Raw genomic sequence first — 25,231 nt, 5'->3', positions numbered from 1 at the left:
GGCCCTCAGGAGGACGGGGCGGCCTCTTCGGCCGCCACCAGCTCCCGGCACTTCTGCACGTCCCGCCCCATCTGCTCCAGCAGCGCGTCCAGCGTGTCGAACCTGGCCTGCCCCCGCACGAACGCCAGGAAGTCGACCGCGACGTGCAGGCCGTACAGGTCGAGCCCGACGCGGTCGATGGCGTACGCCTCCACCGTGCGCTCGGTGCCCTCGAACTGCGGGTTGGTGCCGACGGAGATCGCCGCGGGCATCGCTTCGCCCTGGGCGTGCAGCCAGCCGGCGTACACGCCGTCGGCCGGGATCGCGGTGTGGGGCAGCGTCTCGACGTTGGCGGTGGGGAAGCCCAGCTCGCGCCCGCGCTGGGCGCCCCGCACGACGACGCCCTCGACCCGGTGCGGACGGCCGAGGATCTCCGCGGCGCCCTCGACGTCGCCCTCGGCGACCAGCCGCCGGGTGAGCGTGGAGGAGAACGGCTCGCCGCCGCCCGCCTCGCCGGTCACGTACAGGTCGACGACCTCGACCTCGAAGTCGTAGGTCTTGCCCTGGGTGGCCAGGAACTCCACGTTGCCCGCGGCCTTGTGGCCGAAGCGGAAGTTGGGGCCCTCGACGACGGCCTTGGCGTGCAGCTTGTCGACGAGCACCTTGACGACGAAGTCGGCCGGCGACAGCTTCGAGAACTCGGTGGTGAAGGGGAGGATCAGCACCGCGTCCACGCCCAGGTCGGCCATGAGTTCGGCACGGCGGTGGTGGGGGGCGAGCAGCGGCGGGTGGCTGCCGGGGCGGACGACCTCGCTGGGGTGCGGGTCGAAGGTGACGACGACGGCGGGCACGCCCAGCTCCCGGGCCCGGTCGACGGCATGCCGGATGATCAGCTGGTGTCCGCGGTGGACTCCGTCGTAGGAGCCGATGGTGACGACGCTGCGCCCCCAGTCCTGGGGGATGTCCTCCAAGCCACGCCAGCGCTGCACTGTGCCTGCTCCTTGTCGAAAGCTCGTCGAACCCGTGTCGGTCGGTCGTTCGTTACTGCCTCGTGCGCAGGTCTAAGGGTGCCATGCCGGGTGCCTCCTGCCCGCATCGGCATGGGCGCTGTGACAGGGCGCACGGCACGGTGTTCCGGACCGGTGGCCGGGACCGCGCTCAGGCGGGTACGCGCACGCCCGCCAGGCTCTCGAGCGTGCGGCGCGCACTGGGTCCGACCAGGGCGGCCCACTCCCCCGGCTCCTCGGCCAGCCAGCCCGCCACGCGCACGGCGAAACCCGGCACGTGCCGGCCCAGGTCGACCAGGGCGCGGTCGAAGCGGGTGGCGCCCTCCGGGGTGCGGGTCAGGCGCAGGCCGATCCGGTGGGCGAGGTCGCGCAGGTCGTCGCCGCCGTCCCGGGCAGCGGCGTGCAGCAGTGCGTCCAGGACGTCGGTGTCCTGCTCGCGGGCCAGCAGCGCGTCGCGCAGCTCGCGGCGCAGTGGACGGGAGGCGGGGATGCCGGGCGGGGTGAGGACGGCTGCCAGGGCGCAGCGCAGCCGGACCCCGCCGGTCTCCAGCAGTGCGGTGACCAGGGGCAGGAGCGCGGCTCGGGCGGCGGCTCCGCGGTCGAGCCGCCGGTCGACGCAGGCGGCGAGGGGTCCGGCGAGGTCCGGGCGGTCCTCGGCGGCGTCCCGGAGGAGGGCGGCGACCCGGCGGGCGAGGCCGGGCGGGGCGGCGTCGGCCAGGGCCCGCAGGGGCTCCTCGGCGTCGGGGCGCTCCAGCCGCCGGGCGAAGGCGCCGAGCACCGGCTCGGGGTGGCTGACCAGGGCACCGGCGAGCGCGTCCGGCGGGAAGCGGGGGTCGCCCGCGGCGAAGTGCTCCAGTGCCCGGGGCAGGTGGCGGGCCCTGGTCTGCGGGTCCTGGACGAGCAGGGCGAGGGCGCCGCCGTGCAGGGCGGCGTCCGCGGGGCGGTCGAGGAGGGTGAGGGCGGTGAAGCGCAGCAGGGCGCGGTCGCCCGCCTTGGTGACCCGGGGCGCGACGCGCAGGCCCTGCTCGACCGCGGCGATCCTGCGCTCGGGCCGCCCGTCGCGGGCCCACCGGTCGACGGCCCGGCAGATCGCCGAGGGTTCCTCCTCGGCCAGTACGGCGAGCAGTTCGTCGGCCCGCCGGTGGGCGCGGTCGGCGAGGACGTCGGTGAGTTCGTCCGGGGCGCGGTGGCGGTGGGTGTGCAGCAGGGCCTGGGCGGCCGTGGCGACGGTCGCGTGCGGGGTCGCGGGCAGGGGCTGCTCGTCGTCGAACCAGCGGGCGAGCTGCGGCTGCACGGCCGCCGGGTCGGCGGCGAGCAGCGCGGCGACGGCGTCGAGGAACCGCGGTCCGGCCTCGCACGGGGGCCCGTCGGCGTGCACCAGCCGTCTGAGCAGGGCGCACCGCACGTCCTGCGGCAGCCGCAGGCCGGTCCAGAAGCCGGGCCCGGCCTCCGCGGGCAGCGGCCTCTCCTGCCGCCGCCAGGCCACGATCCGGTCGGCGAGCAGCCGCAGCACCTCGGTGTACGGCGTCGCGTCGGGTACGGCCGCGAGCGTGCCGGCCAGGAGCCGCGCGGCCCACCAGGAGTCCGGGTCGGCGTCCAGGGCGTGCATCAGGTCGGCCAGCCGGGAGGCGAGCCGGTCGCTGCCGTGCTGCCGGGACAGGTGCAGCAGAGCCTGGACGACGGGCCCGGCGCGGTGGTGCGGGACCGGGTCGGACGGTCCCTGCCCGCCTCGGTGGACCAGGGCGTGGAGCGCCTCGTCGAGGTCGAGGTGGAGGCCCTGGAGCCAGTCGGCGAGCTCCTCGTGGGCGAAGCGGTAGCCGGACCCGGCCGGGACCAGCAGGCCCTCGGCGAGCACGGCCGACGCCCAGCCGGTGACGCCGGCGAGCCGGGCGGGGGCAGGGCCCCACGGGAACACCGCTTCGAACGCCGCCCGGTCCAGTTCCCCGTGGCCGGAGAGGCTGCGCCGGGCGGCCTCGTGCACCTGCCCGGCGACCCGCGCGGCCAGCCGCCGCACCGCGGTGCCGTGCAGGCCGTTGCCGGCGGCCAGGCGGGTGGCGATGCGCAGGGACATCAGGTCGAGGTGGGCGCAGAGGACCTCGTGCCGGTCGAGGGCGGCCCCGGCGAGGTCCGGGGTCCCGGGGAGGGCGTCCCGGACCTCGGCGAGCAGGCGCAGGGTCAGCGGGTGCCGGGCGTCGGCGGCGGCGAGGGCGCCGTCGGCGACGCCGTGCCGCAGGCGGGCCTCCCGGGCCTGCGCCGCGGTGAGGTCGCCCAGGCGGACGCACGCGGGTGAGTCCAGCAGGGGTGAGGTGTCCTCCCAGTACTCCTGGCGGCAGGCGACCACCATGCGCGCCCCGGTGTCGCGCAGCCACCGCACCGTCGCCTCGGCCCAGCCGGCCGCCCGGCGGGCCAGGGCGGGCGGCATCTCCTGCGGGTCGTCGAGCACCAGCAGCAGGGGCCGGCCGAGGCCGGCCGCGAGCCGGGCGAGCCGCTCGGGCGTGGTGTCGCCCAGGCCGGCCGGGAGTGGGGCATGGGCCGCGGCCACGGCGGGGGCGGAGCGGTCGAGCGCCCGGCGGGCCGCGTCCGCCACCGAGGTGTCGCCGTCGCGCAGGTCGCAGCCGCGCAGCCACAGCGTGGGGTGGCGGTCGGCCTGGCGGCGGGCCGCGAGGGCGGCGAGTTCCGTGGTCCGGCCGCTGCCGGGCGCTCCCACGAGACCGAGGACGGTCGCCGAGCCGGCGGCGAAGGCCCCGAACGCGGCCAGGGCGTCCGGCCGTTCGACCGGCTCGGGGACACCGGTGCCGCCCGGCGGGCCGTCCAGGCCCGCAGCCGTGCCCGTCAGGGCCAGCACACCGGCCAGGTTGAGGTCGGCGCCGTAGGCGGGCACCGTCGCCGCGTTCTCCGCCAGGAGCGCGCCGAGCGGTCCGGGCGGGCCGGGGACACCGGCGTGCAGCGGCACGGCGAAGCCCACCTCGCGGTGGCCGGAGCTGAGGGCGGTGCCGAGCACGCCGACCACGGCTCCGGTGGCGGCGTCGAGGACCGGGCCGCCGGCCGCTCCCCCGCCCAGCCGCAGCGCGTCCCTGCCCGCCGTGCCGACGGCGAGCTCCAGCGCCCGGTCGAGCCGGTGGAAGCGGTCGGTCGCCGCGTACGTCACCGGCGTGAGGTCCAGGACCCGGGCCTCGCGCCAGCCGCCGGCGGGGATACGCACATAGGCACCGGTGCCGGTCTCCTGCCGCACGGTGACGGGCAGCGGCGGCACTCCGAGCCCCTCGGTGCGCACCAGGGCCAGGTCCAGGGCGGGCAGCGGCGTGACCGCGCCGGCGTCGACGACCCGGCGGCGGTCCCCGGCCCCGTGCAGGACGAGCCGGGGCAGGCCGTCGACGGCCTCGTGGCTGGTGATCAGCGTGCCGTGGTGGTCGGCCAGGAAGCCGGTGCCGCGGGGGCGGCCGGCCAGGTCATGGATGCGGACCAGGGCGTCCCCGGGGAACGCCGAGTCCTCGTGCCCGGCTGCGCCGGGACGCTCCCGGGAGTCCCGTGAGCCGTCCTCCGCCTCCCGGGACCGGTTTCGCGACGCCATCGTCCGAGCCTCCCCGCCGTACACCCGTGCCCTCGTGTTCGACGGTAGGGCGGTGAAGATCGGCGGGACAGATCACCGCGTGAAAGCGCCCCCTTCCGCTCCCCCGGTTCACTCCGAGCGCTGGCACGGACGGGTGAACGCAGGGGGGTGGGTGGATACACCCTAGGGGTGGGGGAACCGAGGGGGGACCGTGGAGCGGCGGAGGTGGAGGTACCCCGTGGCCGCCGCTCCACGGGCGGGCGCCCGTCGGCGGGCCGTCAGGCGAAGACGGCCAGGCTCCTGGCCTTGCCGCGCTGCTCCTCGACGAGGGCGAGGAAGCGGCCCTCCGGGTCGAAGACACCGACCGGGCCGGAGCCCGCGTACTCGTCGGGCATCTCCAGCCGCACGCCGTTGGTGAGCAGCTTGGCGCGCCGGGCGTCGACGTCCCAGCGGGGGAAGGCGGCCGCGGCGGCCTCCGCGACCGGCATCACGGTCAGCTCCTGCTGCAGCTGGTCGAGCGTGCGCGCGGCGTCCAGCTTGTAGGGGCCGACGCGGGTGCGGCGCAGGGCGGTGAGGTGCCCCCCGACGCCGAGGCCGGCACCCAGGTCGCGGGCCAGGGCCCGGATGTAGGTGCCGGAGGAGCAGACGACCGAGACGACCAGGTCGAGCACGGGCGTGCCGTCCTCGGCGACGGCCTCGCGGACGTCGTACACGCCGAAGGAGGAGACCCGCACGGGCCGGGCGGGGATCTCGAACTCCTCGCCCTCCCGGGCGCGCTTGTACGACCGCACGCCGTTGATCTTGATGGCGCTGACCTTGGACGGCACCTGCATGATGTCGCCGGTCAGCTCGGCGATGCCGGCGTCGACGGCCTCGCGGGTGACCCCGGAGGCGTCGGTGGAGGAGGTGATCTCCCCCTCGGCGTCGTCGGTGAGGGTGTTCTGCCCGAGCCGGATGGTGCCCAGGTACTCCTTCTCGGTCAGTGCGAGGTGGCCGAGGAGCTTGGTGGCCTTCTCGACGCCGAGGACGAGGACGCCCGTCGCCATCGGGTCGAGCGTGCCGGCGTGCCCGACCCGCCGCGTCCGGGCGATGCCGCGCATCTTGGCGACCACGTCGTGCGAAGTGAAGCCCGACGGCTTGTCGACGATGACGAGGCCGTCGGGCGTGGTGTGCTTCTGCGTCATTCGGCGGTGTCGTCCGTCTCGTCGTCCTCGTCCGGCTTGCGGTACGGGTCGGCGTCGCCGGCGTACTTCGCCCCGGCGGACGCCTCGCGCACCTTCTCGTCGGACTGGCGCGCCTTGTCGAGGAGGTCCTCGATGGTGCGCGCGGTGTCCGGGAGGGCGTCCATGACGAAGGTGAGGGTCGGCGTGAACTTCACGCCGGCTGCCCGGCCGACCTCGGAGCGCAGGACACCCTTGGCGCTCTCCAGGCCGGCGGCGGCCGCCGCGCGCTCCTCGTCGTCCCCGTACACCGTGTAGAAGACGGTCGCCTCCCTGAGGTCACCCGTCACCCGGGTGTCCGTGATGGTGACGTGCGAGCCGAGCCGCGGGTCCTTGATCCCGCGCTGCAGCTTCTGGGCCACCACCTCTCGGATGAGGTCCGCCAGCCTTTTAGCCCGCGCGTTGTCGGCCACTGGTCCGTCTCCCGTTCTTTCCTGTCCGGTTCGTTCTGGGTTCGTCAGTCGTCTTCGCCGTGGAAGCGCCGCCTGACGGACAGCAACTCCACCTCTGGGTGCCCGGCCACCAGCCGTTCGCACCGGTCGAGCACGTCGCTGAGGTGCCCCGCGTCGCCGGACACCAGCGCCAGGCCGATGACGGCCCTGCGGTGGAGGTCCATGTGGTCCACCTCGGCCGCGCTCACGGCGTGCTTGCGCTGGAGCTCGGCGACGATGGGGCGGACGACGGAGCGCTTCTCCTTCAGCGACCGTACGTCGCCGAGAAGCAGGTCGAAGGACAGAGTCCCCACGTACATGTGTGTCCGGATGACCCGCCGGTACGGGATCGATGGCCCTGCGCTGTCGGGACGGCAGGAACACCAGGAACGTTACCGCGAACGGGCCGGGGGCTCGATCGGGTTTTCCGGTGCGCACGGCGCCCCAACGGCCAGCCGGCCGACGCGGCGGTGCCGCGTCGGCCGGTCAGGACACCGTGGGCGTTACGCCCGCGGCTTCTCGCGCATCTCGTACGTCGCGATGACGTCGTCGACCTTGATGTCGTTGAAGTTGCCGAGGTTGATACCGCCCTCGAACCCTTCGCGGATCTCGGTGACGTCGTCCTTGAAGCGACGCAGGCCCTCGATGTTGAGGTTCTCCGCGACCACCTTGCCGTCGCGGATGAGGCGGGCCTTGGTGTTCCGCTTGACCTCGCCGGAGCGGATGAGCACACCGGCGATGTTGCCCAGCTTGGACGACTTGAAGACCTCGCGGATCTCCGCCGTACCGAGCTCGACCTCTTCGTACTCCGGCTTGAGCATGCCCTTGAGGGCCGCCTCGATCTCCTCGATCGCCTGGTAGATGACCGAGTAGTACCGGACGTCCACGCCCTCGCGCTCCGCCATCTGCTGGGCACGTCCGGCGGCGCGGACGTTGAAGCCGATGACGATGGCGTCCGAGCCCATGGCCAGGTCGATGTCGGACTCCGTGACCGCACCGACGCCGCGGTGCAGGACGCGGATGTCGACCTCTTCGCCGACGTCCAGCTGGAGCAGGGAGGACTCCAGGGCCTCGACGGACCCGGAAGCGTCACCCTTGATGATGAGGTTGAGCTGCTGGACCTCGCCGGCCTTGAGCACCTTGTCCAGGTCCTCGAGCGAGACGCGGCGCGTGCGCTTGGCGAAGGCCGCGTTGCGCTCGCGGGCGGCGCGCTTCTCCGCGATCTGACGGGCCGTACGGTCCTCGTCCACCACGATGAAGTTGTCGCCGGCACCCGGGACGTTGGTCAGACCCAGGACCTGCACCGGCGTCGAGGGACCGGCCTCGGCGACGCTGTTGCCGTTGTCGTCGTGCATCGCCCGGACGCGGCCGTACGCGTCGCCGACCACCATGGTGTCGCCGACCCGCAGGGTGCCGCGCTGGACGAGGACCGTCGACACGGCGCCACGGCCGCGGTCGAGGCGGGACTCGATCGAGATGCCCTGCGCGTCCTGGTTCGGGTTGGCCCGCAGGTCGAGCGAGGCGTCCGCCGTCAGGATCACGGCCTCCAGCAGGGAGTCGATGTGCAGACCCTGCTTGGCGGAGATGTCGACGAACATGGTGTCGCCGCCGTACTCCTCGGCCACCAGCCCGTACTCGGTGAGCTGGCCGCGCACCTTGGTCGGGTCGGCGCCCTCGACGTCGATCTTGTTGACCGCGACGACGATCGGGACGTCGGCCGCCTTGGCGTGGTTGAGCGCCTCGACCGTCTGCGGCATGACGCCGTCGTTGGCCGCGACGACCAGGATCGCGATGTCGGTCGACCGCGCACCACGGGCACGCATGGCGGTGAACGCCTCGTGACCCGGGGTGTCGATGAAGGTGATCTTGCGCTCTTCGTCGTTGACCTCGGTCGCGACCTGGTAGGCACCGATGTGCTGGGTGATGCCGCCGGCCTCGCCCGCGATGACGTTCGTCTTGCGGATGGCGTCGAGCAGTCGCGTCTTACCGTGGTCGACGTGACCCATGACGGTCACCACCGGCGGACGGACCACGAGGTCTTCCTCGGTGCCCTCGTCCTCGCCGAACTCCAGGTCGAAGGACTCGAGCAGCTCGCGGTCCTCCTCCTCGGGGCTGACGATCTGAACCGTGTAGTTCATCTCGTCGGCGAGGAGCTGCAGCGTCTCGTCGGAGACGGACTGCGTGGCCGTGACCATCTCGCCGAGGTTCATCATGACCGCGACGAGCGACGCCGGGTTGGCGTTGATCTTCTCCGCGAAGTCGGTGAGCGAGGCACCGCGCGACAGGCGAATGGTCTCGCCGTTGCCGCGAGGCAGCATCACGCCGCCGACCGACGGGGCCTGCATGGCCTCGTACTCCTGGCGCCTCTGCCGCTTCGACTTGCGGCCACGACGCGCCGGACCGCCGGGACGGCCGAACGCACCCTGCGTGCCACCACGGCCGCCGGGACCGCCGGGACGGCCACCGAAGCCGGGACGGCCGCCGCCACCGGGACCACCCGGACGGCCGGCGAAGCCGCCACCGCCACCGCCGCCACCGGGACGACCGGCGAAACCGCCGCCGCCACCGCCGGGACGACCGGCGAAGCCGCCGCCGCCCGGACGACCGCCGCCACCGGGACGACCGGCGCCGCCGGGACCGCGGCCGCCGGGGCCGCCGCCACCGGGACGCGGGCCGGCAGCGGGACGCTGCGGCATCATGCCGGGGTTGGGACGCGGGCCGCCGGGACCGCCGCCGGGACGCGGGCCGCCCTGCGGACGGGGCATGCCGCCCGGGGTCGGACGCGCGCCACCCGGGGCCTGCGGACGGGGACCGCCCGCCGCACCCTGGGGACGGGGACCGCCCTGGCCCTGGCCCTGCGGGCGCGGGGCGCCGCCGGGGGCACCGGGGCCGCCCGGACGCGGGGCGCCGCCGGGACGGGGCGCCTGCGGGCGCGCCATGCCGGTGGAGCCGCCGGAGGTGAAGGGGTTGTTGCCCGGACGGGGACCCGCCGGACGGGCGCCGGGACGCGGGGCACCGCCACCCGGACGGGGGGCGCCGGGACGCTCACCGCGACCCTGGCCGCCCTGGCCGGAACCGGCCGGACGGGGAGCACCCGGACGCGGCGTCTGACCGGCCGGACGCGGGGCGCCCGGACGCGGGCCGGAGCCCTGGGACGGCGCGGCGGGGGCCGACGGCGGCGCGGTGAACTCGGGCGCGGCCGGAGCCGGGGACGCCGGGGCGGGCCGCGGCGCGGGCTTCGGGCCCGGGGTGGGACGGGGGCCGGGAGTGGCCGGCGCGGCGGGAGCCGCGGGCTTCTCGGCTGCGGCCGGCTTGGGGGCCGGCGGGCGCGGGGCGGCCGGACGGGCGGCCTGCGCCGGGGAGGGGGCTGCCGGCTTCGCCGGAGCAGCCTTGCGGGCGGGGGCGGACTTGCCGCCGCCACCCTGCTGGAGGGCGTCCGTCAGCTTGCGTACAACGGGCGCTTCGATGGTCGAAGACGCCGAACGGACGAATTCACCGAGTTCCTGGAGCTTGGCCATGACGACCTTGCTCTCGACACCGAACTCCTTGGCGAGTTCGTAGACCCGGACCTTAGCCACTTCGCTCCTTTGAGGTCCGGGTTGCGTCCGGACCGTCGCTAGTTCATGGGCGTACTCATCGCGTACTCATCGAGTGCTCATCGCAATCTCGACCTGCTTTCGACTCGCGAGGTACCTAGCCGCACGGGGTTCCGTACGGCACGTCTTACGGTGTTGCCTGCTCGGCAACTGTCGTCTGCTCCACGTAGTGGCGCAACGCCTTTGTGTCGAGCGCTCCCGGGGCGCGCAGTGCCCTCGTGAACGCCCGGCGGCGTTCCGCCTGGTCGAGACAGACCGTCACGGGGTGTACGTACGCACCCCGGCCGGGCAGCGTACCGCGATGATCGGGGACGCATTCACCCTCGATCGCCACGATCCGCAGCAGTTCGGCCTTGGCCGCTCGCTCCCGACACCCCACACAGGTGCGTTCAGGGCATGCGCGGGCGCGCGTCCGGCCAGACACTGCTAAGTCTACCTCCCCGTACGCTCCTCACCCCTTTGGGGCAGGATTCGAACAGTTGCCGCGCACAAACCTGTCGTGAACTGAACGACGCGCGGCCTGGATCTATTCCCCGGAGCCCTCGCCGGCCGGTTCGGTGTCCGGGCGGATGTCGATCCGCCAGCCGGTCAGCCGGGCCGCGAGGCGGGCGTTCTGCCCCTCCTTGCCGATGGCGAGGGACAGCTGGTAATCCGGCACGGTGACCCGGGCCGAACGGGTGGCCAGGTCGACGATCTCGACCTTGGAGACCCGGGCCGGGGAGAGGGCGTTCGCCACCATCTCGGCCGGGTCCTCCGACCAGTCGACGATGTCGATCTTCTCGCCGTTCAGCTCGCCCATCACGTTGCGCACGCGGCCGCCCATGGGGCCGATGCAGGCGCCCTTGGCGTTCAGGCCGGAGCGGGTGGAGCGGACGGCGATCTTGGTGCGGTGACCGGCCTCACGGGCGATCGCGGCGATCTCCACGGACCCGTCGGCGATCTCCGGCACCTCCAGGGCGAAGAGCTTCTTCACCAGGGCGGGGTGGGTGCGCGACAGCGTCACGGACGGGCCGCGCACGCCCTTGGCCACCCGGACGACGTACGAGCGCAGCCGCATGCCGTGCGGGTAGGTCTCGCCCGGCACCTGCTCCTGCACCGGCAGGATCGCCTCGAGCTTGCCGATGTCGACGAGCACGTTCTTCGGGTCGCGGCCCTGCTGGACCACTCCGGTGACGATGTCGCCCTCGCGGCCGGCGTACTCGCCGAGCGTCGCGTCGTCCTCGGCGTCGCGCAGGCGCTGCAGGATGACCTGCTTGGCCGTGGTGGCGGCGATGCGGCCGAAGCCGGACGGGGTGTCGTCGAACTCGCGGGGCTCCTGCCCCTCCTCGAGGTCGTCCGGGTCCTCCTTCGCCCACACGGTCACATGGCCGGTCTCCCGGTCGAGCTGCACGCGCGCGTGGCGACGGCTTCCCTCGGTGCGGTGGTAGGCGATGAGGAGGGCCGACTCGATCGCCTCGACCAGCAGGTCGAAGGAGATCTCCTTCTCCCGAACCAAGCCCCGCAGGGCACTCATGTCGATGTCCACGGCTACGCCTCCTCTTCCTTCTTGTCCTTGCGGCTGAACTCGACCTGCACGCGGGCCCTGACGATCTCGTCGAAGGCGAGCCTGCGTGCGGTGGGCTTGCGGCCCTTGACCCCGGGCACCTCGGTGTCGACGCCCTCGTCGTCGACCTGCAGGATCCTGGCGACCAGTTCGCCGTCCTCGGCCAGCTGGAACTTCACCAGCCGGCCCGTGGCGCGGACGTAGTGCCGGTGTTCCGAGAGGAGGCGTTCGGCGCCCGGGGTGCCCACCTCGAGGGTGTACTCCCCCTCGCCCATCGCGTCGTCCTCGTCGAGCTTCGCCGAGAGCGCGCGGCTCACCTCGGCGATCCGGTCCAGGTCCGCACCCGTGTCCGAGTCGACGACGACGCGCAGCACACGCTTGCGGCCGACCGAGTCCACTTCGATCTCTTCGAGATCCAGGCCCTGGGAGGCGACGAGCGGTTCCAGTAGCTCTCGCAGCCTCTCGCTCTGGGTGGTGCTCATCCGGGTGACTCCTCGGCCGCGTGTGCTGTTGTGGGATGGGGCGCTGTCTGGTCAAAGGGTATCCGGTCGCAGGGAGTGTTGCCGTCCACCCGGTCACGAACGGTGCCGCTGAGTGCCCGGGTGCCGGGGCCCGGGTACCGTGATCACGGGCGTGCAGCCCCGACGCCGCTTCTGTCCCGCCACGAGTCCCCGAGGACGTCTGACGTGCCGTTCCCCTCATCGCCGCGCGCCCGTTCCGGGCCGCGCAGAAGGAGCCTGCTCGCCGCCGGTCCGGCGGCCTTCGTCCTCGCGGGGTGCACCGCCGGTGACCGGACCGGCCCCGGCGACGGCACGACGTCCGCCGAGCGCACCGCACGCGCGCGTGCGGCCCGCGACAGCGAGGAGCTGGCCGCGCGCTACGACGCGGTGATCACCGCCCGCCCGGCCCTGGCGGAGCGGCTGCGGCCGCTGCAGGAGGAGACCGTGCGGCACGCGCGGGCCTTCGGCGGGGGCCGCGGGGCCTCCCCGTCCGGCTCGCCCGCCTCCCCCTCCGCGTCGCCGGCCGCGGCGAGCCCGTCCCCGGGGCCCGGGGTGCCCGGCAACGACAAGGACGCCCTGGCCGCGCTCGCGACGGCGGAGCGGGAGCTGGCCGACCGGCGGGCCAAGGCGCTGCTCGGCGTGCCCGGCGAGACGGCACGGCTGCTGGCGTCGGTGGCCGCGTCGGGCGCGGCGCACGTGTACCTGCTGACGGAGGGCAAGGCGTGAGCGAGTCGGAGGAGCGGGAGCTGCGGGCGCTGCAGGCGGCGCTGGCGGCCGAGCACGCGGCGGTGTACGGCTACGGCGTGGTCGGCGGGCGGATCGGCGAGGACCTGCGCACCGAGGCGCGGACCGCGTACGACGGGCACCGGGCCCGCCGGGACGCGCTGGTGCGGGAGGTGAGGGACCTGGGGGGCAAGCCGGTGGCCGCGGCGGCGGGCTACGCGCTGCCGTTCCAGGTGCCGGACGCGGCGGCGGCCGTGCGGCTCGCCGCCGAGCTGGAGGACCGGGTGGCCGCGGTCTACGCCGATCTGGTGCGCGCGGGCGACGGCGGGCGACGGGCCCTGGCCGCCGGGGCGCTGCGGGAGGCGGCGGTGCGGGCGGTGCGCTGGCGCGGCGAGAGCGTAGCCTTCCCTGGGCTCGCCGAGCGGGCCGGACAGGCCCCGCCCTCGGCGGCCCCCACGGCGTGACCCGCGGGGGCACGCACCGCGGACAGCAGGAAGGGAACGACTCGCGCATGGTTTTCGAACCGCCGCAGCGCCTGGTGAGGGCGCTCGGCGAGACGGCCCCGGACGGTGACGACTGGCTGGAGAAGCTGCCCGAGGCGGCCCGCCAGGCCGTCGCGCTGCGCGAGTTGACCGTGGAACGGGTCCAGCTGCCGGGCGGCCGCAGCAGCCTGGTGGTGCTGGTGCGCACGGCCGACGGCACACCCGCCGTGCTCAAGCTGGCGCCCGGGCGGGCCCGGCCGGAGGCGGAGCGGGCCGCGCTGGCGCACTGGGGCGGGCGGGGCGCGGTCCAGTTGCTCGAACCTCCGCCGTCGGCCGAGGGGGTGCTGCTGCTGGAGCGGCTGCACCCGGACGTGTCGGTGCGGTCGCTGCCGGAGGCGAAGGCGCTGCTGGAGGCGGCGGGGACGCTGCGGCGGCTGTGGGTCGAGGCACCGGCGGGCTTCCCGTTCGAGACCGTGGCCGAGCGCACCGGGCGGCAGGCCGAGGCGATGCTGGCGCGGGCCCGGGTCGACCCCGAGGTGGCCCCGCTGGTCGACACCGCGCTCGCGGCGCGCGCGGAGCTGCTGGCCGCGCCGCCCGAGCACCTGCTGCTGCACGGGACGTTCCGGCAGAGCAAGGTGCTGGCCGGGGAGCGCATGCCGTGGCTGGCGGTGGGGCCCGACCCGGTGGTCGGCGAAGGGGCCTTCGACCTGGCCCGGCTGGTCCGCGACCGGGTGGAGGACCTGATCGCGCAGCCGTCCGGGGCCGCCACGACCCGGCGCCGGGTGAAGCGGCTGGCGGAGTCGCTGGAGGTGGACCAGGACCGGCTGCGCGGCTGGACGCTGTTCCGGGCCGTGGAGTCGGGAGTGCGGGCGGGCCGTGTGGGCCGGCCCCGCGACGCGGAGCTGCTGCTGGAGTTCGCGGGCTGGCTGTGAGCGCCCCGGCCGCCCGGGACGCCCACGGCCGCCGCGGGTCCTACGCGGTGAGGCGGGCGACGGCCTCCTCGACCGTCAGCTCCTCGCGCTCGCCGGTGCGGCGGTCCTTCAGCTCGACCACGCCGTCGGCCGCGCGGCGCCCGGCCACCAGGATCTGCGGTACGCCGATCAGCTCGGAGTCGGTGAACTTCACGCCCGGGGAGACGCCGGGGCGGTCGTCGACGAGGACGCGGACACCGGCCGCGGCCAGCTTCCCGGAGATCTCCAGGGCCAGCTCGGTCTGCAGGGCCTTGCCGGCGGCGACCACGTGGACGTCGGCCGGGGCGACCTCGGCGGGCCAGCACAGGCCCTTGTCGTCGGCGGTCTGCTCGGCCAGGGCGGCCACCGCGCGGGAGACGCCGACGCCGTAGGAACCCATGGTGACGCGGACCGGCTTGCCGTTCTGGCCGAGGACGTCGAGCTTGAGGGCGTCGGTGTACTTGCGGCCCAGCTGGAAGATGTGGCCGATCTCGATGGCGCGGTCCAGGACGAGGCCGGTGCCGCACTTGGGGCAGGGGTCGCCCTCCTGCACGACCACGACGTCGACGTACTGGTCGACCTCGAAGTCCCGGCCCGCGACGACGTTCCGGGCGTGCGTGCCGGCCTTGTTGGCGCCGGTGATCCAGGACGTGCCGGGGGCGACGCGCGGGTCGGCGATGTACGTGACCTTGTCCAGGCCCTGGGGGCCGACGTAGCCGCGGACCAGGTCGGGGCGGGCCGCGAAGTCCGTCTCGGTGACCAGCTCGACGGCGGCCGGGGCGAAGTGCGCCTCGACCTTGTCCAGGTCGACCTCGCGGTCCCCGGGGACGCCCACGGCGACGATCTCGCCGTCGACCTTCACGAGGAGGTTCTTCAGCGTGGCGGAGGCCGGGACGCCGAGGTGGGCGGCGAGGGCCTCGATGGTCGGGGTGTCGGGAGTGGGGATGTCCTCGGCGGCCGGCACGCCTGCCGCGTCGACGGGCTTCAGCTCGTAGGTGATCGCCTCGGTGTTGGCGGCGAAGTCGCAGTTCGGGCAGTCGGCGAAGGTGTCCTCGCCGGCCTCGGCGGGGGCGAGGAACTCCTCGGACTTGGAGCCGCCCATGGCGCCGGCGGTCGCGGCGCAGATGCGGTAGTCCAGGCCGAGGCGCGCGAAGATGCGCTGGTAGGCCTCGCGGTGCAGGGCGTAGGACTTGGCGAGGCCCTCGTCCTCGGTGTCGAAGGAGTAGGAGTCCTTCATGAGGAACTCGCGGCCGCGCAGGATGCCGGCGCGGGGGCGGGCCTCGTCGCGGAACTTGGTCTGGATCTGGTAGAGGATCACCGGCAGGTCCTTGTAGGAGGACGCCTGGTCCTTCACCAGGAGGGTGAAGATCTCCTCGTGGGTGGGGCCGAGGAGGTAGTCGCCGCCCTTGCGGTCCTGCAGGCGGAACAGCTCGGGACCGTACTCCTCCCAGCGGCCGGTCGCCTCGTAGGGCTCGCGGGGCAGGATGGCGGGGAGCAGGACCTCCTGGGCGCCGATGGCGTCCATCTCCTCGCGGACGATGCGCTCGACGTTGGCCAGGACGCGCTTGCCGAGCGGCAGCCAGCTCCACACGCCGGCGGCGGTGCGGCGCACGTACCCGGCGCGGACGAGCAGCTTGTGGCTGAGGACCTCGGCGTCCGCCGGGTCGTCGCGCAACGTCTTCGCCATCAACTGGGACATGCGCTGGACCGGTGCGTTCGCCATGGTTCTTTCGCTCCTGCTGACGTGGGTCCCCCCGCCCGGGCGGGCCCGGGAGCGGGAGAGGGTGATGGCAGGAGGTTAGCCGGGCGGTGCGGGGCGGTGGAAATCGGTTAACGGCGGCGCAGCGGCAGCGGGGCGCCCATCACGGCGTACGGCTTGGGCGCGCTGGGGAACAGGACCTGCCGGGCCAGGTCCTGGTAGCCGAGGGAGCGGTACAGGGCGCGGGCCGGGCTCTCCGTGTCGATCGCGGAGAGGATCGAGCGGGGCTCGGCGGCGCTGTCGGTGATCGTGGTGATCAGGGAGCGGCCCAGTCCGCGGTTCTGGTGGCGGGGGTGGACGTGCAGCTCGGTGATGACGAAGGAGTCGTCGAGCCACTCGTCGTGGCCGTTCGCCCTGAGGTAGGGCTGGACGACGGTGGACCACCAGTGGGTGCGGTCGTTGGGCATGCCGTAGACGAAGCCGACGAGGGCCCCGTCGGCGGTGGCGCCCAGGGCGCGGGCGCCGGGGTAGGTCATGTGGCGCAGGACGATCTGGCGGCGGACGGCGACTTCGTCGGGGCCGAGGCCGAAGGCCACGGCTTGGACAGCCAGGGCCTCGTCCACGTGGGCGGACAGGTCGAGGGGGCCGATCACCAGGTCCATGGCGGGGAGCCTACAGGGGGGCGCCGGTCGCCGTCCGGGTGCCCGCGGCACGGCTCGGCCGCTCCGGCCGGGGCGATCGGCGGGAGGGGTCAGAACAGCACGCTCATGAAGGCGCCGACCTCTTCGAAGCCCACCCGGCGGTAGGTGCGGCGGGCGGCGGTGTTGAAGTCGTTGACGTAGAGGCTGACGACCGGGGCGACGTCGGCCAGGGCGTAGCGCAGGACGGCCGCCATGCCGGGGGCCGCGCGGCCGGTCCCGCGGTACTCGGGGGCCACCCACACGCCCTGGATCTGGCAGGCGCGGTCCGTGGCGGCGCCGATCTCGGCCTTGAAGACGACCTTGCCGTCGGAGCCGAAGCGGGCGAAGGCGCGGCCGGAGCCGACGAGTTCGGCGACGCGGGCCTGGTAGAGGAGGCCGCCGTCGCCGGCCAGCGGGGAGACGCCGACCTCCTCGGTGAACATCGCCACGCACGCCGGCATGACCGCCTCCATCTCATCCTTGCGGACGCGGCGGACGTACGGGTCGGGGGTGACGTCGGCCGGGAGGCGGTCGGCGACCATGAGGGGCTGGTGGCGGCGGACCTCGCGGGCCGGTCCCCAATGGGGTTCCAGCAGTCGCCACAGGTCGGCGGTGGCGTCGGCGGGTCCGACGATGGACGAGCAGCGGCGGCCGGCCCGGCGGGCGCGGTCGGCGAAGGCGCGGACGGCGCGGGGGGTCGCGCAGATCGGCACCAGGTTGGCACCGGCGTAGCACAGGGAGGTGAGGACGCCGTCCTCGTACCAGCCCCACATCTCGCCGCCGAGCCGCCACGGGTCGAGGCCGGCGATCTGCACCCGGGACGTCACGAAGGCGTTCGCGACCGGCTCGCGGTCGAGCACGGCGAGCGCGGCGTCCAGGTCGCTCGGTTCGAGGACCCGTGAGGTGGTCTGGGTCAACACGTGCGGGGCCTCACACACTGGGGTCGGCTGTCCCCGCACTATAGCTGCGCTGCTGGGGCGGGGCGCCTGGGAGAAGGGGAGAGACGATTCGCCGGCGGGTGCGGGTCCGTGGCGGACCGCCGCGCCGGGCGGGGAGCACGGCCGGCGGTGCCCCCGCCGGACGCGGGGGCACCGGCGGCACGGGAAGGCTCACCGGCCCGCTCCGGACCGACGCGGGGGCTGCGGCGGGGCGGGACTCGTGACCCGCTCCTGACGGGCGGGAGGGCGCCGCCGGCTCGGGAGGGCTCAGCCGGCGACGGCCACCGACGGCTCGCCCGAGGCGACGCCGTCCTTCTCCATCTGCTCGGCCAGCTTCATGGCCTCCTCGATGAGGGTCTCCACGATCTTGGACTCGGGAACGGTCTTGATGACCTCGCCCTTGACGAAGATCTGGCCCTTGCCGTTGCCGGAGGCGACGCCGAGGTCGGCCTCGCGGGCCTCGCCGGGGCCGTTGACCACGCAGCCCATGACGGCCACGCGCAGCGGGACCTCCATGCCGGTGAGGCCGGCGGTGACCTCTTCGGCGAGCTTGTAGACGTCGACCTGGGCGCGGCCGCAGGACGGGCAGGAGACGATCTCCAGGCCGCGCTGCTTGAGGTTCAGCGACTCCAGGATCTGGATGCCGACCTTGACCTCCTCGGCGGGGGGCGCGCTCAGGGACACCCGGATCGTGTCGCCGATGCCCTGGGAGAGCAGGGCGCCGAAGGCGACCGCCGACTTGATGGTGCCCTGGAAGGCGGGGCCGGCCTCCGTGACGCCGAGGTGCAGCGGGTAGTCGCACTGCGCGGCGAGCTGCTTGTAGGCCTCGATCATGACGACCGGGTCGTTGTGCTTGACGGAGATCTTGATGTCGCGGAAGTCGTGCTCCTCGAAGAGGGACGCCTCCCACAGGGCCGACTCGACCAGCGCCTCGGGGGTGGCCTTGCCGTACTTCTGCAGCAGGCGCCGGTCGAGGGAGCCGGCGTTGACGCCGATGCGGATCGGGGTGCCGTGGTCGCGGGCCGCCTTGGCGATCTCCTTGACCTTGTCGTCGAACTGCTTGATGTTGCCCGGGTTGACGCGGACCGCCGCGCAGCCGGCCTCGATCGCGGCGAAGACGTACTTCGGCTGGAAGTGGATGTCGGCGATGACGGGGATCTGCGACTTGCGGGCGATGGTGGCGAGGGCGTCGGCGTCGTCCTGGGTGGGGCAGGCGACGCGGACGATCTGGCAGCCGGAGGCGGTCAGTTCGGCGATCTGCTGGAGGGTGGCGCCGATGTCGGAGGTGCGGGTCGTGGTCATCGACTGCACGGAGACGGGGGCGTCCCCGCCGACCGCCACGGACCCGACCTGGATCTGCCGGCTCTTGCGGCGCTCGGCGAGCTTGGTCGGAACGGACGGCATGCCGAGAGAAATCGCAGTCATCTGCTGTGCAACCCCAAGTCGTGGATCAAGGTCCGGTCCCGTGAGCAGCGGGCTCCGGCCTTCGAGATTACGGCACGGGCGAGGGCTCGGGCACATCCCACCCGCAGCACCACCCGTTGGGGGGCGGCCCGGCCGAGAAGCTGCCGGGCCGCCCGCAACGCCGTGCGGCTAGGAGATCTTCACCGGGTTCACCACGTCCGCGACCAGGACGAGGATCGTGAAGCAGATGAAGATCCCGGCGACGACGTACGCGACCGGCATCAGCTTGGCCACGTCGAAGGGGCCCGGGTCGGGGCGGCGCAGCAGCCGGGCGAGGTTGCGGCGCAGCGACTCCCACAGGGCGCCCGCGATGTGGCCGCCGTCGAGCGGCAGCAGCGGGAGCATGTTGAACAGGAACAGGGAGAGGTTGAAGCCGGCGACCAGCATCAGGGCCATGGCCAGCTGCTGGGTGGGCGGGATGTCGAGGGTGAAGATCTCACCGCCGACGCGGGCGGCGCCGACCACGCCCATCGGGGAGTCGGCCTCGCGTTCGGCGCCGTCGAAGGCCGCGTTCCACAGGGCCGGGATCTTGCCGGGGAGGGCGGCGAGGGAGTCGACGGCCTCGCCCATCCGGTCGCCCATCCACGTCACGGAGTCGCCGAAGTCCTGTTTGACCACGCCCGTGGCGGCGCTGAAGCCGAGGAAGCCGGCCTGGACGTACTGGCCCTCGACGATCCGGCCGCCGGAGTCCTTCTTGGCGACCTGGTTGGTGGCGATCTTCGCCTGGAGGGTGACCTCGCGGCCGTCCCGCTCGACGACGATCGGCACCTCCTTGCCGGGGTTGGCGCGGATCAGGTCGGACAGCTCGTTCCACTCGTCGGTGCGGGTGCCGGCGAAGGAGACGATCGTGTCGCCCGCCTTGAGGCCCGCGGCGGCGGCCGGGGCGGCCGGGTCGCCCTTCTCGCACTTGTCGCGGTTCTCGCTCTGGGCGATGACGCACTGGGAGACGGAGCTGACGGTGGTGGTCTGCTGGGTGATGCCGAAGCCCATCAGGACGGTGAGGAACAGCGCCACCGCCAGGACCAGGTTCATGAAGGGCCCGGCGAACATCACGATCACGCGCTTCCACGGGGCGCGCGTGTAGAACATCCGCTTCTCGTCGCCCGGCTGCAGTTCCTCGTAGGCCGCGGAGCGGGCGTCCTCGATCATGCCGCGCCACGGGGAGGTGGAGCGGGACTCCAGGCGGCCGTCGGGGCCGGGCGGGAACATGCCGATCATGCGGATGTAGCCGCCGAAGGGGATGGCCTTGATGCCGTACTCGGTCTCGCCCTTCCGGCGTGAGAAGAGCGTCGGGCCGAAGCCGACCATGTACTGCGGCACGCGGATGCCGAAGAGCTTGGCGGTGGACAGGTGCCCCAGCTCGTGCCACGCGATCGAGAACAGCAGGCCGACCGCGAAGAGGACTATGCCGAGGATGAACATCAGGGTCGTCATGCACGGGCCTCCGCCGTCTGTGCCGCCAGTTCCCGGGCCCGGGCCCGGGCCCAGGTCTCCGCTTCGAGGACGTCCGACACGGTGAGCGAGGTTCCCGCGCGCGGGGTGCCGTGCTCCTCGACGACCCGCGTGACGGTGTCCATGATCCCGTTGAACGGCAGTGCGCCCCGGCGGAACGCCTCCACGCACTCCTCGTTGGCCGCATTGAACACCGCCGGGGCGGTGCCCGCGAGCCCGCCGACGTGCCGGGCGAGGTTCACCGAGGGGAACGCCTCGTTGTCCAGCGGGAAGAACTCCCAGGTGGAGGCCTTGCTCCAGTCGAAGGCCGGGGCGGCGTCCGGGACGCGCTCGGGCCAGCCGAGGCCGATGGCGATGGGCCCGCGCATGTCGGGCGGGGTCGCCTGGGCCAGTGTCGATCCATCCGTGAACTCAACCATCGAGTGCACATACGACTGGGGGTGCACGACGACCTCAATGCGGTCGAAGGGAATGTCGTAGAGCAGGTGCGCCTCGATGACCTCCAGGCCCTTGTTCACCAGGGTCGCGGAGTTGATCGTGATGACCGGGCCCATGGCCCAGGTGGGGTGGGCGAGGGCGTCCTCGACGGTGACGTCCGCCAGCTCGGCCTTCGTACGGCCGCGGAAGGGGCCGCCGGAGGCGGTGACGACGAGTTTGCGGACGTCGGCGCGGGTGCCGGCGGCCAGGGCCTGGAAGAGGGCGGCGTGTTCGGAGTCGACGGGGATGATCTGGCCGGGCTTGGCGAGGGCCTTGACCAGGGGGCCGCCGACGATGAGCGACTCCTTGTTGGCGAGCGCGAGGGTGCGGCCCGCCTCCAGGGCGGCGAGGGTCGGGGCCAGTCCGATGGAGCCGGTGATGCCGTTGAGGACCGTGTGGCAGTCGGAGGCGGCGACCTGGGTGGCCGCGTCGGGGCCGGCGAGGATCTCCGGGAGGGGCTCGCCCGGGCCGTACTGCGCGCTGAGCGCCTCGCGCAGGGCCGGTACGACGTCCTCGCGGGCCACGGCGACGGTGCGCACGCGCAGCCGGTGGGCCTGCTCGGCGAGGAGGGCGACCCGGCCGCCGTTCGCCGACAGGGCGGTGACCCGGAAGCGGCCGGGGTTGCGCAGCACGAGGTCGATGGCCTGGGTGCCGATGGACCCGGTGGAGCCGAGGATCACCACGTCCTTGGGTCCGTCGCCCGCGACGGGGTCGTAGACGAGGTGCGGATCGGCGAGGGGGGCTGGACTGTCGCTCATGCCTCCATTGTTGCCGTAAGCGCCGCGTGTGAGGACGGCGCATCCCCTCCATGGGGGCGCGCGCCGTGTCGGTTCGCGCCCCCAGGGGGCCGGGTCAGCGGATCGGGCGGTGGACGTTCTCCCGCTGCGAGGGTCCCGGTGCCGCGTCGGCGATCCAGGGCCCGTCGGTCGACGGGTCGACGATCCCCTGCTCCAGCCACGCGTAGGTGCCGGACAGGACGCCCTTGACGACCGTGCGGTCGAGGTCGTCGGTGTTGGTCCACAGCCGGGTGAAGAGCTCGTCGATGCGGATGCGGGCCTGGCGGCAGAAGACGTCGGCGAGCTGGTAGGCCTCGCGGCCGTTCTCGCCCCGGGCGCGCAGGTGCTCGGCGCGGACGCAGGCCGCGCTCATGGCGAACAGTTCGGCGCCGATGTCGACGATCCGGCCGAGGAAGCCCTGCTTGGACTCCATGCGGCCCTGCCAGCGGGACATGGCGTAGAAGGTGGAGCGGGCCAGTTTGCGGGAGGTGCGTTCGACGAAGCGCAGGTGCCCCGAGAGGTCCACGCCGTGCTTGAACCCGGCGAAGGAGGTGGGCAGCTGGCCCGGGCCGGCGACCAGCTTCGGGAGCCACTTGGCGTAGAAGGCGCCCGCGTTCGCGCCGGCCTTCGCCTTGTCGCCCAGGGACTTCTCCGGGTCGATGAGGTCACCGGCGACGGAGAGGTGGGCGTCGACGGCCTCGCGCGCGATCAGCAGGTGCATGATCTCGGTCGAGCCCTCGAAGATGCGGTTGATGCGCAGGTCGCGCAGCAGCTGCTCGGCCGGGACGCCGCGCTCGCCGCGGGCCCGGAGGGATTCGGCCGTCTCGAAGCCGCGGCCGCCGCGGATCTGGACGAGTTCGTCGGCCATCGTCCAGGCCATCTCGGAGGCGTACAGCTTGGCGAGGGCGCCTTCGATGCGGATGTCGTTGCGGTCCTCGTCGGCCATCTGCGAGGCGAGGTCCGTCACGGCCTCCAGGGCGAAGGTGGTGGCCGCGATGAAAGAGATCTTGGAACCGACCGCCTCGTGGTGCGCGACCGGCTTGCCCCACTGCTCGCGGGCCGCCGACCACTCCCGGGCGATCTTCAGGCACCACTTGCCGGCCGCGACGCAGGACGCGGGCAGCGACAGCCGTCCGGTGTTGAGGGTGGTCAGGGCGATCTTCAGGCCCTGGCCCTCCTCGCCGACGCGGTGGGCGGCCGGGACGCGCACCTGGTGGAAGCGGGTGACGCCGTTCTCGATGCCGCGCAGGCCCATGAAGGCGTTGCGGTTCTCGACCGTGACGCCCGGCGAGTTCGTCTCCACGACGAAGGCGGTGATGCCGCCCCGGTGGCCCTCGGACCTCGGTACCCGGGCCATGACGACCAGCAGGTCCGCGACGACGCCGTTGGTGGTCCACAGCTTCACGCCGTCCAGGACGTACTCGTCGCCGTCGGGCACGGCCGTGGTGGCCAGGCGGGCCGGGTCGGAGCCGACGTCGGGCTCGGTGAGCAGGAAGGCGCTGATGTCGGTGCGGGCGCAGCGCGGCAGGAAGCGCTCGCGCTGCTCCTCGGTGCCGAACAGCTTCAGCGGCTGGGGCACGCCGATCGACTGGTGCGCGGAGAGCAGCACGCCGATCGCGGGGCTGGCGGAGCCCGCGAGGGCCAGGGCCTTGTTGTAGTAGACCTGCCCGAGGCCGAGGCCGCCGTACTTGGTGCCGATCTTCATGCCGAAGGCGCCGAGTTCCTTGAGGCCGTCGATCACCTCGTCGGGGATGCGGGCCTCGCGTTCGATGAGGGCGCCGTCGACCTTCGTCTCGACGAAGTCGCGGAGCTTGGCGAGGAACTGCTCGCCGCGCTGGACCGCCTCCTCCTCGGGAACGGGGTGGGGGTGGATCAGGTCGAGACGGAAGCGGCCGAGGAACAGCTCCTTGGCGAAGCTGGGCTTGCGCCAGTGCTGTTCCCGGGCGGCCTCCGCCACCGCGCGGGCCTCCCGCTCGGTGACGGCGGGACGGGATGAGGGGGTGGTGGAAGCGGACATGAGGGGCACCTCGCCGCATCTAGGTGGAGGAAGGACCGTTTCGTTACCGACCAGTGCTACGGGATCGTTCGTACCCGAAAGCGGACGTCCTCACCAGTCCTCACGCGTCCGTTCGGCCGAAGGGGGCCGGGGCGGCGCACGAAGGGGCCCGGCACCGGAAGGCATCGGTGCCGGGCCTCTTCGCAGAGCCTATGTGAAAATGGTTCCCATGAGCCAGAGGGGGCCCGGGAAGGCCCGGTTCAGGCCGGAGCGGGTCAGAGGCTGAGGCCGGTGAGGCCGGAGCGGGTCAGAGGCTGAGGCCGGTGAGGACCATGACCCGCTCGTAGGTGTAGTCCTCCATGGCGAAGCGCACGCCCTCGCGGCCCACGCCGGACTGCTTGACGCCGCCGTAGGGCATCTGGTCGGCGCGGTAGGAGGGGACGTCGCCGACGACGACGCCGCCGACCTCCAGGGCCCGGTGGGCGCGGAAGGCGGTCTGCAGGTCGTGGGTGAACACGCCCGCCTGCAGGCCGTACTTGGAGTCGTTGACCGCGGCGAAGGCCGCCGCCTCGCCGTCCGCCTTCTGCACCGTCAGGACCGGCCCGAAGACCTCCTCGCAGGAGATCGTCACCTCGGCCGGGACCTCGGCCAGGACGGTCGGCGCGTAGGTGGCGCCGTCCCGCTCGCCGCCGGTGAGCAGCTGCGCCCCGGCGTCGACGGCCTCGCGGACCCACGTCTCGACGCGCTTCGCGGCGTCCTCGCTGACGAGCGGGCCGACGTCCGTCTTGTCGTCGCTCGGGTCACCGGTGACCTGGGCCTCGACGGCGGCGACGATGCGCGGCAGCAGCCGGTCGTACACCGAGGCGTCGGCGATGACGCGCTGGACGGAGATGCAGGACTGGCCGCCCTGGTAGTTGGAGAAGGTGGCGATGCGGTTCGCCGCCCAGTCCAGGTCCTCGTCGCTCGCCCAGTCGGCGAGGACGACGGCCGCGCCGTTGCCGCCCAGCTCCAGGGTGCAGTGCTTGCGCGGCACCGAGTCCATGATCGCGTAACCGACCTTCTCGGAGCCGGTGAAGGAGATCACGGGCAGGCGCTCGTCCTGCACGAGGGCGGGCATCTTGTCGTTGGCGACCGGCAGGATGCTCCAGGAGCCGGCGGGCAGCTCGGTCTCGGCGAGCAGGTCGCCGATGATCAGGCCGGACAGCGGGGTCGCGGGGGCCGGCTTGAGGATGATCGGGGCGCCGGCGGCGATGGCCGGGGCGACCTTGTGGGCGCAGAGGTTCAGCGGGAAGTTGAAGGGCGCGATGCCCAGCACGACGCCCTTGGGGAAGCGGCGCGTGAGGGCGAGCCGGCCCTGGCCGCCGAGGTCGGTGTCGAGGCGCTGGGCCTCGCCGCCGTTGAACCGCCGGGCCTCCTCGGCCGCGAAGCGGAACACCGACACGGCACGGCCGACCTCGCCGCGGGCCCACTTCATGGGCTTGCCGTTCTCGGCGGAGATCAGCTGCGCGATCTCCTCGGTGCGCTCGGCGAGGCGCTTGCTGACGTGGTCGAGGGCGGCGGCCCGCACGTGCGCCGGGGTGGCGGCGAACTCGTCGCGCACGGCGTACGCGGCGGCGACGGCCTCCTCGACCTGCGCGTCCGTGGGGATGCTCACCTTGCCGACGAGCCGCCCGTCCCACGGGGAGCTGACGTCGAAGGTGTCCTCGCCGGTGGCCTGGCGGCCGGCGAGCCAGAAGGCGTGGGTGGAGGTCATGTGGGTTCCGGCCCT

General features: G+C 73.6%; 20 protein-coding genes. 3 read left to right on the top strand and 17 right to left on the bottom strand.

Going from position 1 to position 25,231, the window contains the following annotated elements; translation table 11 throughout:
- Positions 1-5: 5 nt before the first annotated feature.
- From ACFYWG_RS20905 to rimP, 9 genes are all read right to left on the bottom strand, one after another.
- Positions 6-968, bottom strand: a complete 963-nt coding sequence (locus tag ACFYWG_RS20905; RefSeq protein WP_376332795.1) for a bifunctional riboflavin kinase/FAD synthetase — start codon at positions 966-968, stop codon at positions 6-8.
- A gap of 169 nt (positions 969-1,137) precedes the next feature.
- Positions 1,138-4,557 carry a trypsin-like peptidase domain-containing protein gene (locus ACFYWG_RS20900; protein WP_389202693.1) on the bottom strand — a complete coding sequence of 1,140 codons (3,420 nt, stop codon included), beginning with the start codon at positions 4,555-4,557 and terminating at the stop codon, positions 1,138-1,140.
- 257 nt (positions 4,558-4,814) lie between these two features.
- Positions 4,815-5,720, bottom strand: coding sequence for a tRNA pseudouridine(55) synthase TruB (gene truB, locus ACFYWG_RS20895; RefSeq protein ID WP_376332791.1), 906 nt, complete (start codon positions 5,718-5,720; stop codon positions 4,815-4,817).
- Positions 5,717-6,169 carry a 30S ribosome-binding factor RbfA gene (gene rbfA, locus ACFYWG_RS20890; RefSeq protein ID WP_376332789.1) on the bottom strand — a complete coding sequence of 151 codons (453 nt, stop codon included), beginning with the start codon at positions 6,167-6,169 and terminating at the stop codon, positions 5,717-5,719. Before rbfA ends, truB begins: the two co-directional genes overlap by 4 nt.
- A 44-nt stretch (positions 6,170-6,213) precedes the next feature.
- Positions 6,214-6,507 carry a DUF503 domain-containing protein gene (locus ACFYWG_RS20885; RefSeq protein ID WP_376332787.1) on the bottom strand — a complete coding sequence of 98 codons (294 nt, stop codon included), beginning with the start codon at positions 6,505-6,507 and terminating at the stop codon, positions 6,214-6,216.
- Between the two features lie 183 nt (positions 6,508-6,690).
- On the bottom strand, positions 6,691-9,765 hold the full coding sequence (gene infB / locus ACFYWG_RS20880) for a translation initiation factor IF-2 (protein WP_383510998.1): 3,075 nt from the start codon (positions 9,763-9,765) through the stop codon (positions 6,691-6,693).
- A gap of 145 nt (positions 9,766-9,910) precedes the next feature.
- The gene (locus ACFYWG_RS20875) at positions 9,911-10,207 is read right to left on the bottom strand and encodes a YlxR family protein (protein ID WP_383510996.1); all 297 of its coding nucleotides are present in this window, start codon (positions 10,205-10,207) and stop codon (positions 9,911-9,913) included.
- Between the two features lie 102 nt (positions 10,208-10,309).
- Positions 10,310-11,308 carry a transcription termination factor NusA gene (gene nusA, locus ACFYWG_RS20870; protein ID WP_376332782.1) on the bottom strand — a complete coding sequence of 333 codons (999 nt, stop codon included), beginning with the start codon at positions 11,306-11,308 and terminating at the stop codon, positions 10,310-10,312.
- 2 nt (positions 11,309-11,310) lie between these two features.
- Entirely contained in the window at positions 11,311-11,808 is a 498-nt protein-coding gene (gene rimP / locus ACFYWG_RS20865; RefSeq protein ID WP_376332780.1) for a ribosome maturation factor RimP, read from the bottom strand.
- A 204-nt stretch (positions 11,809-12,012) separates the two neighbouring features.
- Between rimP and ACFYWG_RS20860 the strand changes: the two genes are divergently transcribed.
- Genes ACFYWG_RS20860 through ACFYWG_RS20850 form a run of 3 tightly spaced genes read left to right on the top strand, consistent with a single transcriptional unit; the run spans position 12,013 to position 13,963 of the window.
- On the top strand, positions 12,013-12,552 hold the full coding sequence (locus ACFYWG_RS20860) for a hypothetical protein (RefSeq protein WP_389202687.1): 540 nt from the start codon (positions 12,013-12,015) through the stop codon (positions 12,550-12,552).
- On the top strand, positions 12,549-13,013 hold the full coding sequence (locus ACFYWG_RS20855) for a ferritin-like domain-containing protein (protein ID WP_376332776.1): 465 nt from the start codon (positions 12,549-12,551) through the stop codon (positions 13,011-13,013). The genes ACFYWG_RS20860 and ACFYWG_RS20855 overlap by 4 nt, the downstream gene beginning before the upstream one ends.
- Positions 13,014-13,060: 47 nt before the next feature.
- The gene (locus ACFYWG_RS20850; protein WP_376332774.1) at positions 13,061-13,963 is read left to right on the top strand and encodes an aminoglycoside phosphotransferase family protein; all 903 of its coding nucleotides are present in this window, start codon (positions 13,061-13,063) and stop codon (positions 13,961-13,963) included.
- A 40-nt stretch (positions 13,964-14,003) separates the two neighbouring features.
- On the opposite strand, the gene ACFYWG_RS20845 is transcribed toward ACFYWG_RS20850, so the two are convergent.
- The 8 genes from ACFYWG_RS20845 to ACFYWG_RS20810 all read right to left on the bottom strand — a co-directional run bounded on the left by ACFYWG_RS20845 (position 14,004) and on the right by ACFYWG_RS20810 (position 25,216).
- Positions 14,004-15,704, bottom strand: a complete 1,701-nt coding sequence (locus ACFYWG_RS20845) for a proline--tRNA ligase (protein ID WP_389202684.1) — start codon at positions 15,702-15,704, stop codon at positions 14,004-14,006.
- A 107-nt stretch (positions 15,705-15,811) separates the two neighbouring features.
- Positions 15,812-16,342 carry a GNAT family N-acetyltransferase gene (locus ACFYWG_RS20840; protein ID WP_383510989.1) on the bottom strand — a complete coding sequence of 177 codons (531 nt, stop codon included), beginning with the start codon at positions 16,340-16,342 and terminating at the stop codon, positions 15,812-15,814.
- Between the two features lie 89 nt (positions 16,343-16,431).
- Complete coding sequence (locus ACFYWG_RS20835; protein WP_383510987.1) at positions 16,432-17,280, bottom strand: GNAT family N-acetyltransferase; 849 nt, start codon at positions 17,278-17,280, stop codon at positions 16,432-16,434.
- Between the two features lie 285 nt (positions 17,281-17,565).
- Positions 17,566-18,723, bottom strand: coding sequence for a flavodoxin-dependent (E)-4-hydroxy-3-methylbut-2-enyl-diphosphate synthase (gene ispG / locus ACFYWG_RS20830; RefSeq protein WP_094055830.1), 1,158 nt, complete (start codon positions 18,721-18,723; stop codon positions 17,566-17,568).
- Positions 18,724-18,891: 168 nt separating this feature from the next.
- The gene (locus tag ACFYWG_RS20825; protein ID WP_376332847.1) at positions 18,892-20,184 is read right to left on the bottom strand and encodes an RIP metalloprotease; all 1,293 of its coding nucleotides are present in this window, start codon (positions 20,182-20,184) and stop codon (positions 18,892-18,894) included.
- 8 nt (positions 20,185-20,192) lie between these two features.
- A complete protein-coding gene (gene dxr, locus ACFYWG_RS20820; RefSeq protein WP_376332766.1) occupies positions 20,193-21,449 on the bottom strand; it encodes a 1-deoxy-D-xylulose-5-phosphate reductoisomerase in 1,257 nt (418 codons plus the stop codon).
- 94 nt (positions 21,450-21,543) lie between these two features.
- Positions 21,544-23,484, bottom strand: coding sequence for an acyl-CoA dehydrogenase family protein (locus tag ACFYWG_RS20815; protein WP_383510955.1), 1,941 nt, complete (start codon positions 23,482-23,484; stop codon positions 21,544-21,546).
- Positions 23,485-23,770: 286 nt separating this feature from the next.
- Positions 23,771-25,216 carry an aldehyde dehydrogenase family protein gene (locus ACFYWG_RS20810; protein ID WP_376332762.1) on the bottom strand — a complete coding sequence of 482 codons (1,446 nt, stop codon included), beginning with the start codon at positions 25,214-25,216 and terminating at the stop codon, positions 23,771-23,773.
- Between the last annotated feature and the right edge of the window lie 15 nt (positions 25,217-25,231).

It is taken from the genome of Streptomyces sp. NPDC003456, from assembly GCF_042878735.1.
Classification (GTDB): Bacteria; Actinomycetota; Actinomycetes; order Streptomycetales; family Streptomycetaceae; genus Streptomyces.
The sequence above is the reverse complement of the archived record's forward strand: the minus strand, read 5'-3'. Positions and strand labels throughout refer to the sequence as shown.

Coding starts and splice junctions, on each gene's coding strand:
- ACFYWG_RS20900 (WP_389202693.1), bottom strand. CDS start 4,557: ATGGCGTCGCGAAACCGGTCCCGGGAGGCGGAGGACGGCTCACGGGAC.
- truB (WP_376332791.1), bottom strand. CDS start 5,720: ATGACGCAGAAGCACACCACGCCCGACGGCCTCGTCATCGTCGACAAG.
- ACFYWG_RS20885 (WP_376332787.1), bottom strand. CDS start 6,507: ATGTACGTGGGGACTCTGTCCTTCGACCTGCTTCTCGGCGACGTACGG.
- rimP (WP_376332780.1), bottom strand. CDS start 11,808: ATGAGCACCACCCAGAGCGAGAGGCTGCGAGAGCTACTGGAACCGCTC.
- ACFYWG_RS20850 (WP_376332774.1), top strand. CDS start 13,061: ATGGTTTTCGAACCGCCGCAGCGCCTGGTGAGGGCGCTCGGCGAGACG.
- ACFYWG_RS20845 (WP_389202684.1), bottom strand. CDS start 15,704: ATGGCGAACGCACCGGTCCAGCGCATGTCCCAGTTGATGGCGAAGACG.
- ACFYWG_RS20840 (WP_383510989.1), bottom strand. CDS start 16,342: ATGGACCTGGTGATCGGCCCCCTCGACCTGTCCGCCCACGTGGACGAG.
- ispG (WP_094055830.1), bottom strand. CDS start 18,723: ATGACTGCGATTTCTCTCGGCATGCCGTCCGTTCCGACCAAGCTCGCC.
- ACFYWG_RS20825 (WP_376332847.1), bottom strand. CDS start 20,184: ATGTTCATCCTCGGCATAGTCCTCTTCGCGGTCGGCCTGCTGTTCTCG.
- dxr (WP_376332766.1), bottom strand. CDS start 21,449: ATGAGCGACAGTCCAGCCCCCCTCGCCGATCCGCACCTCGTCTACGAC.
- ACFYWG_RS20815 (WP_383510955.1), bottom strand. CDS start 23,484: ATGTCCGCTTCCACCACCCCCTCATCCCGTCCCGCCGTCACCGAGCGG.
- ACFYWG_RS20810 (WP_376332762.1), bottom strand. CDS start 25,216: ATGACCTCCACCCACGCCTTCTGGCTCGCCGGCCGCCAGGCCACCGGC.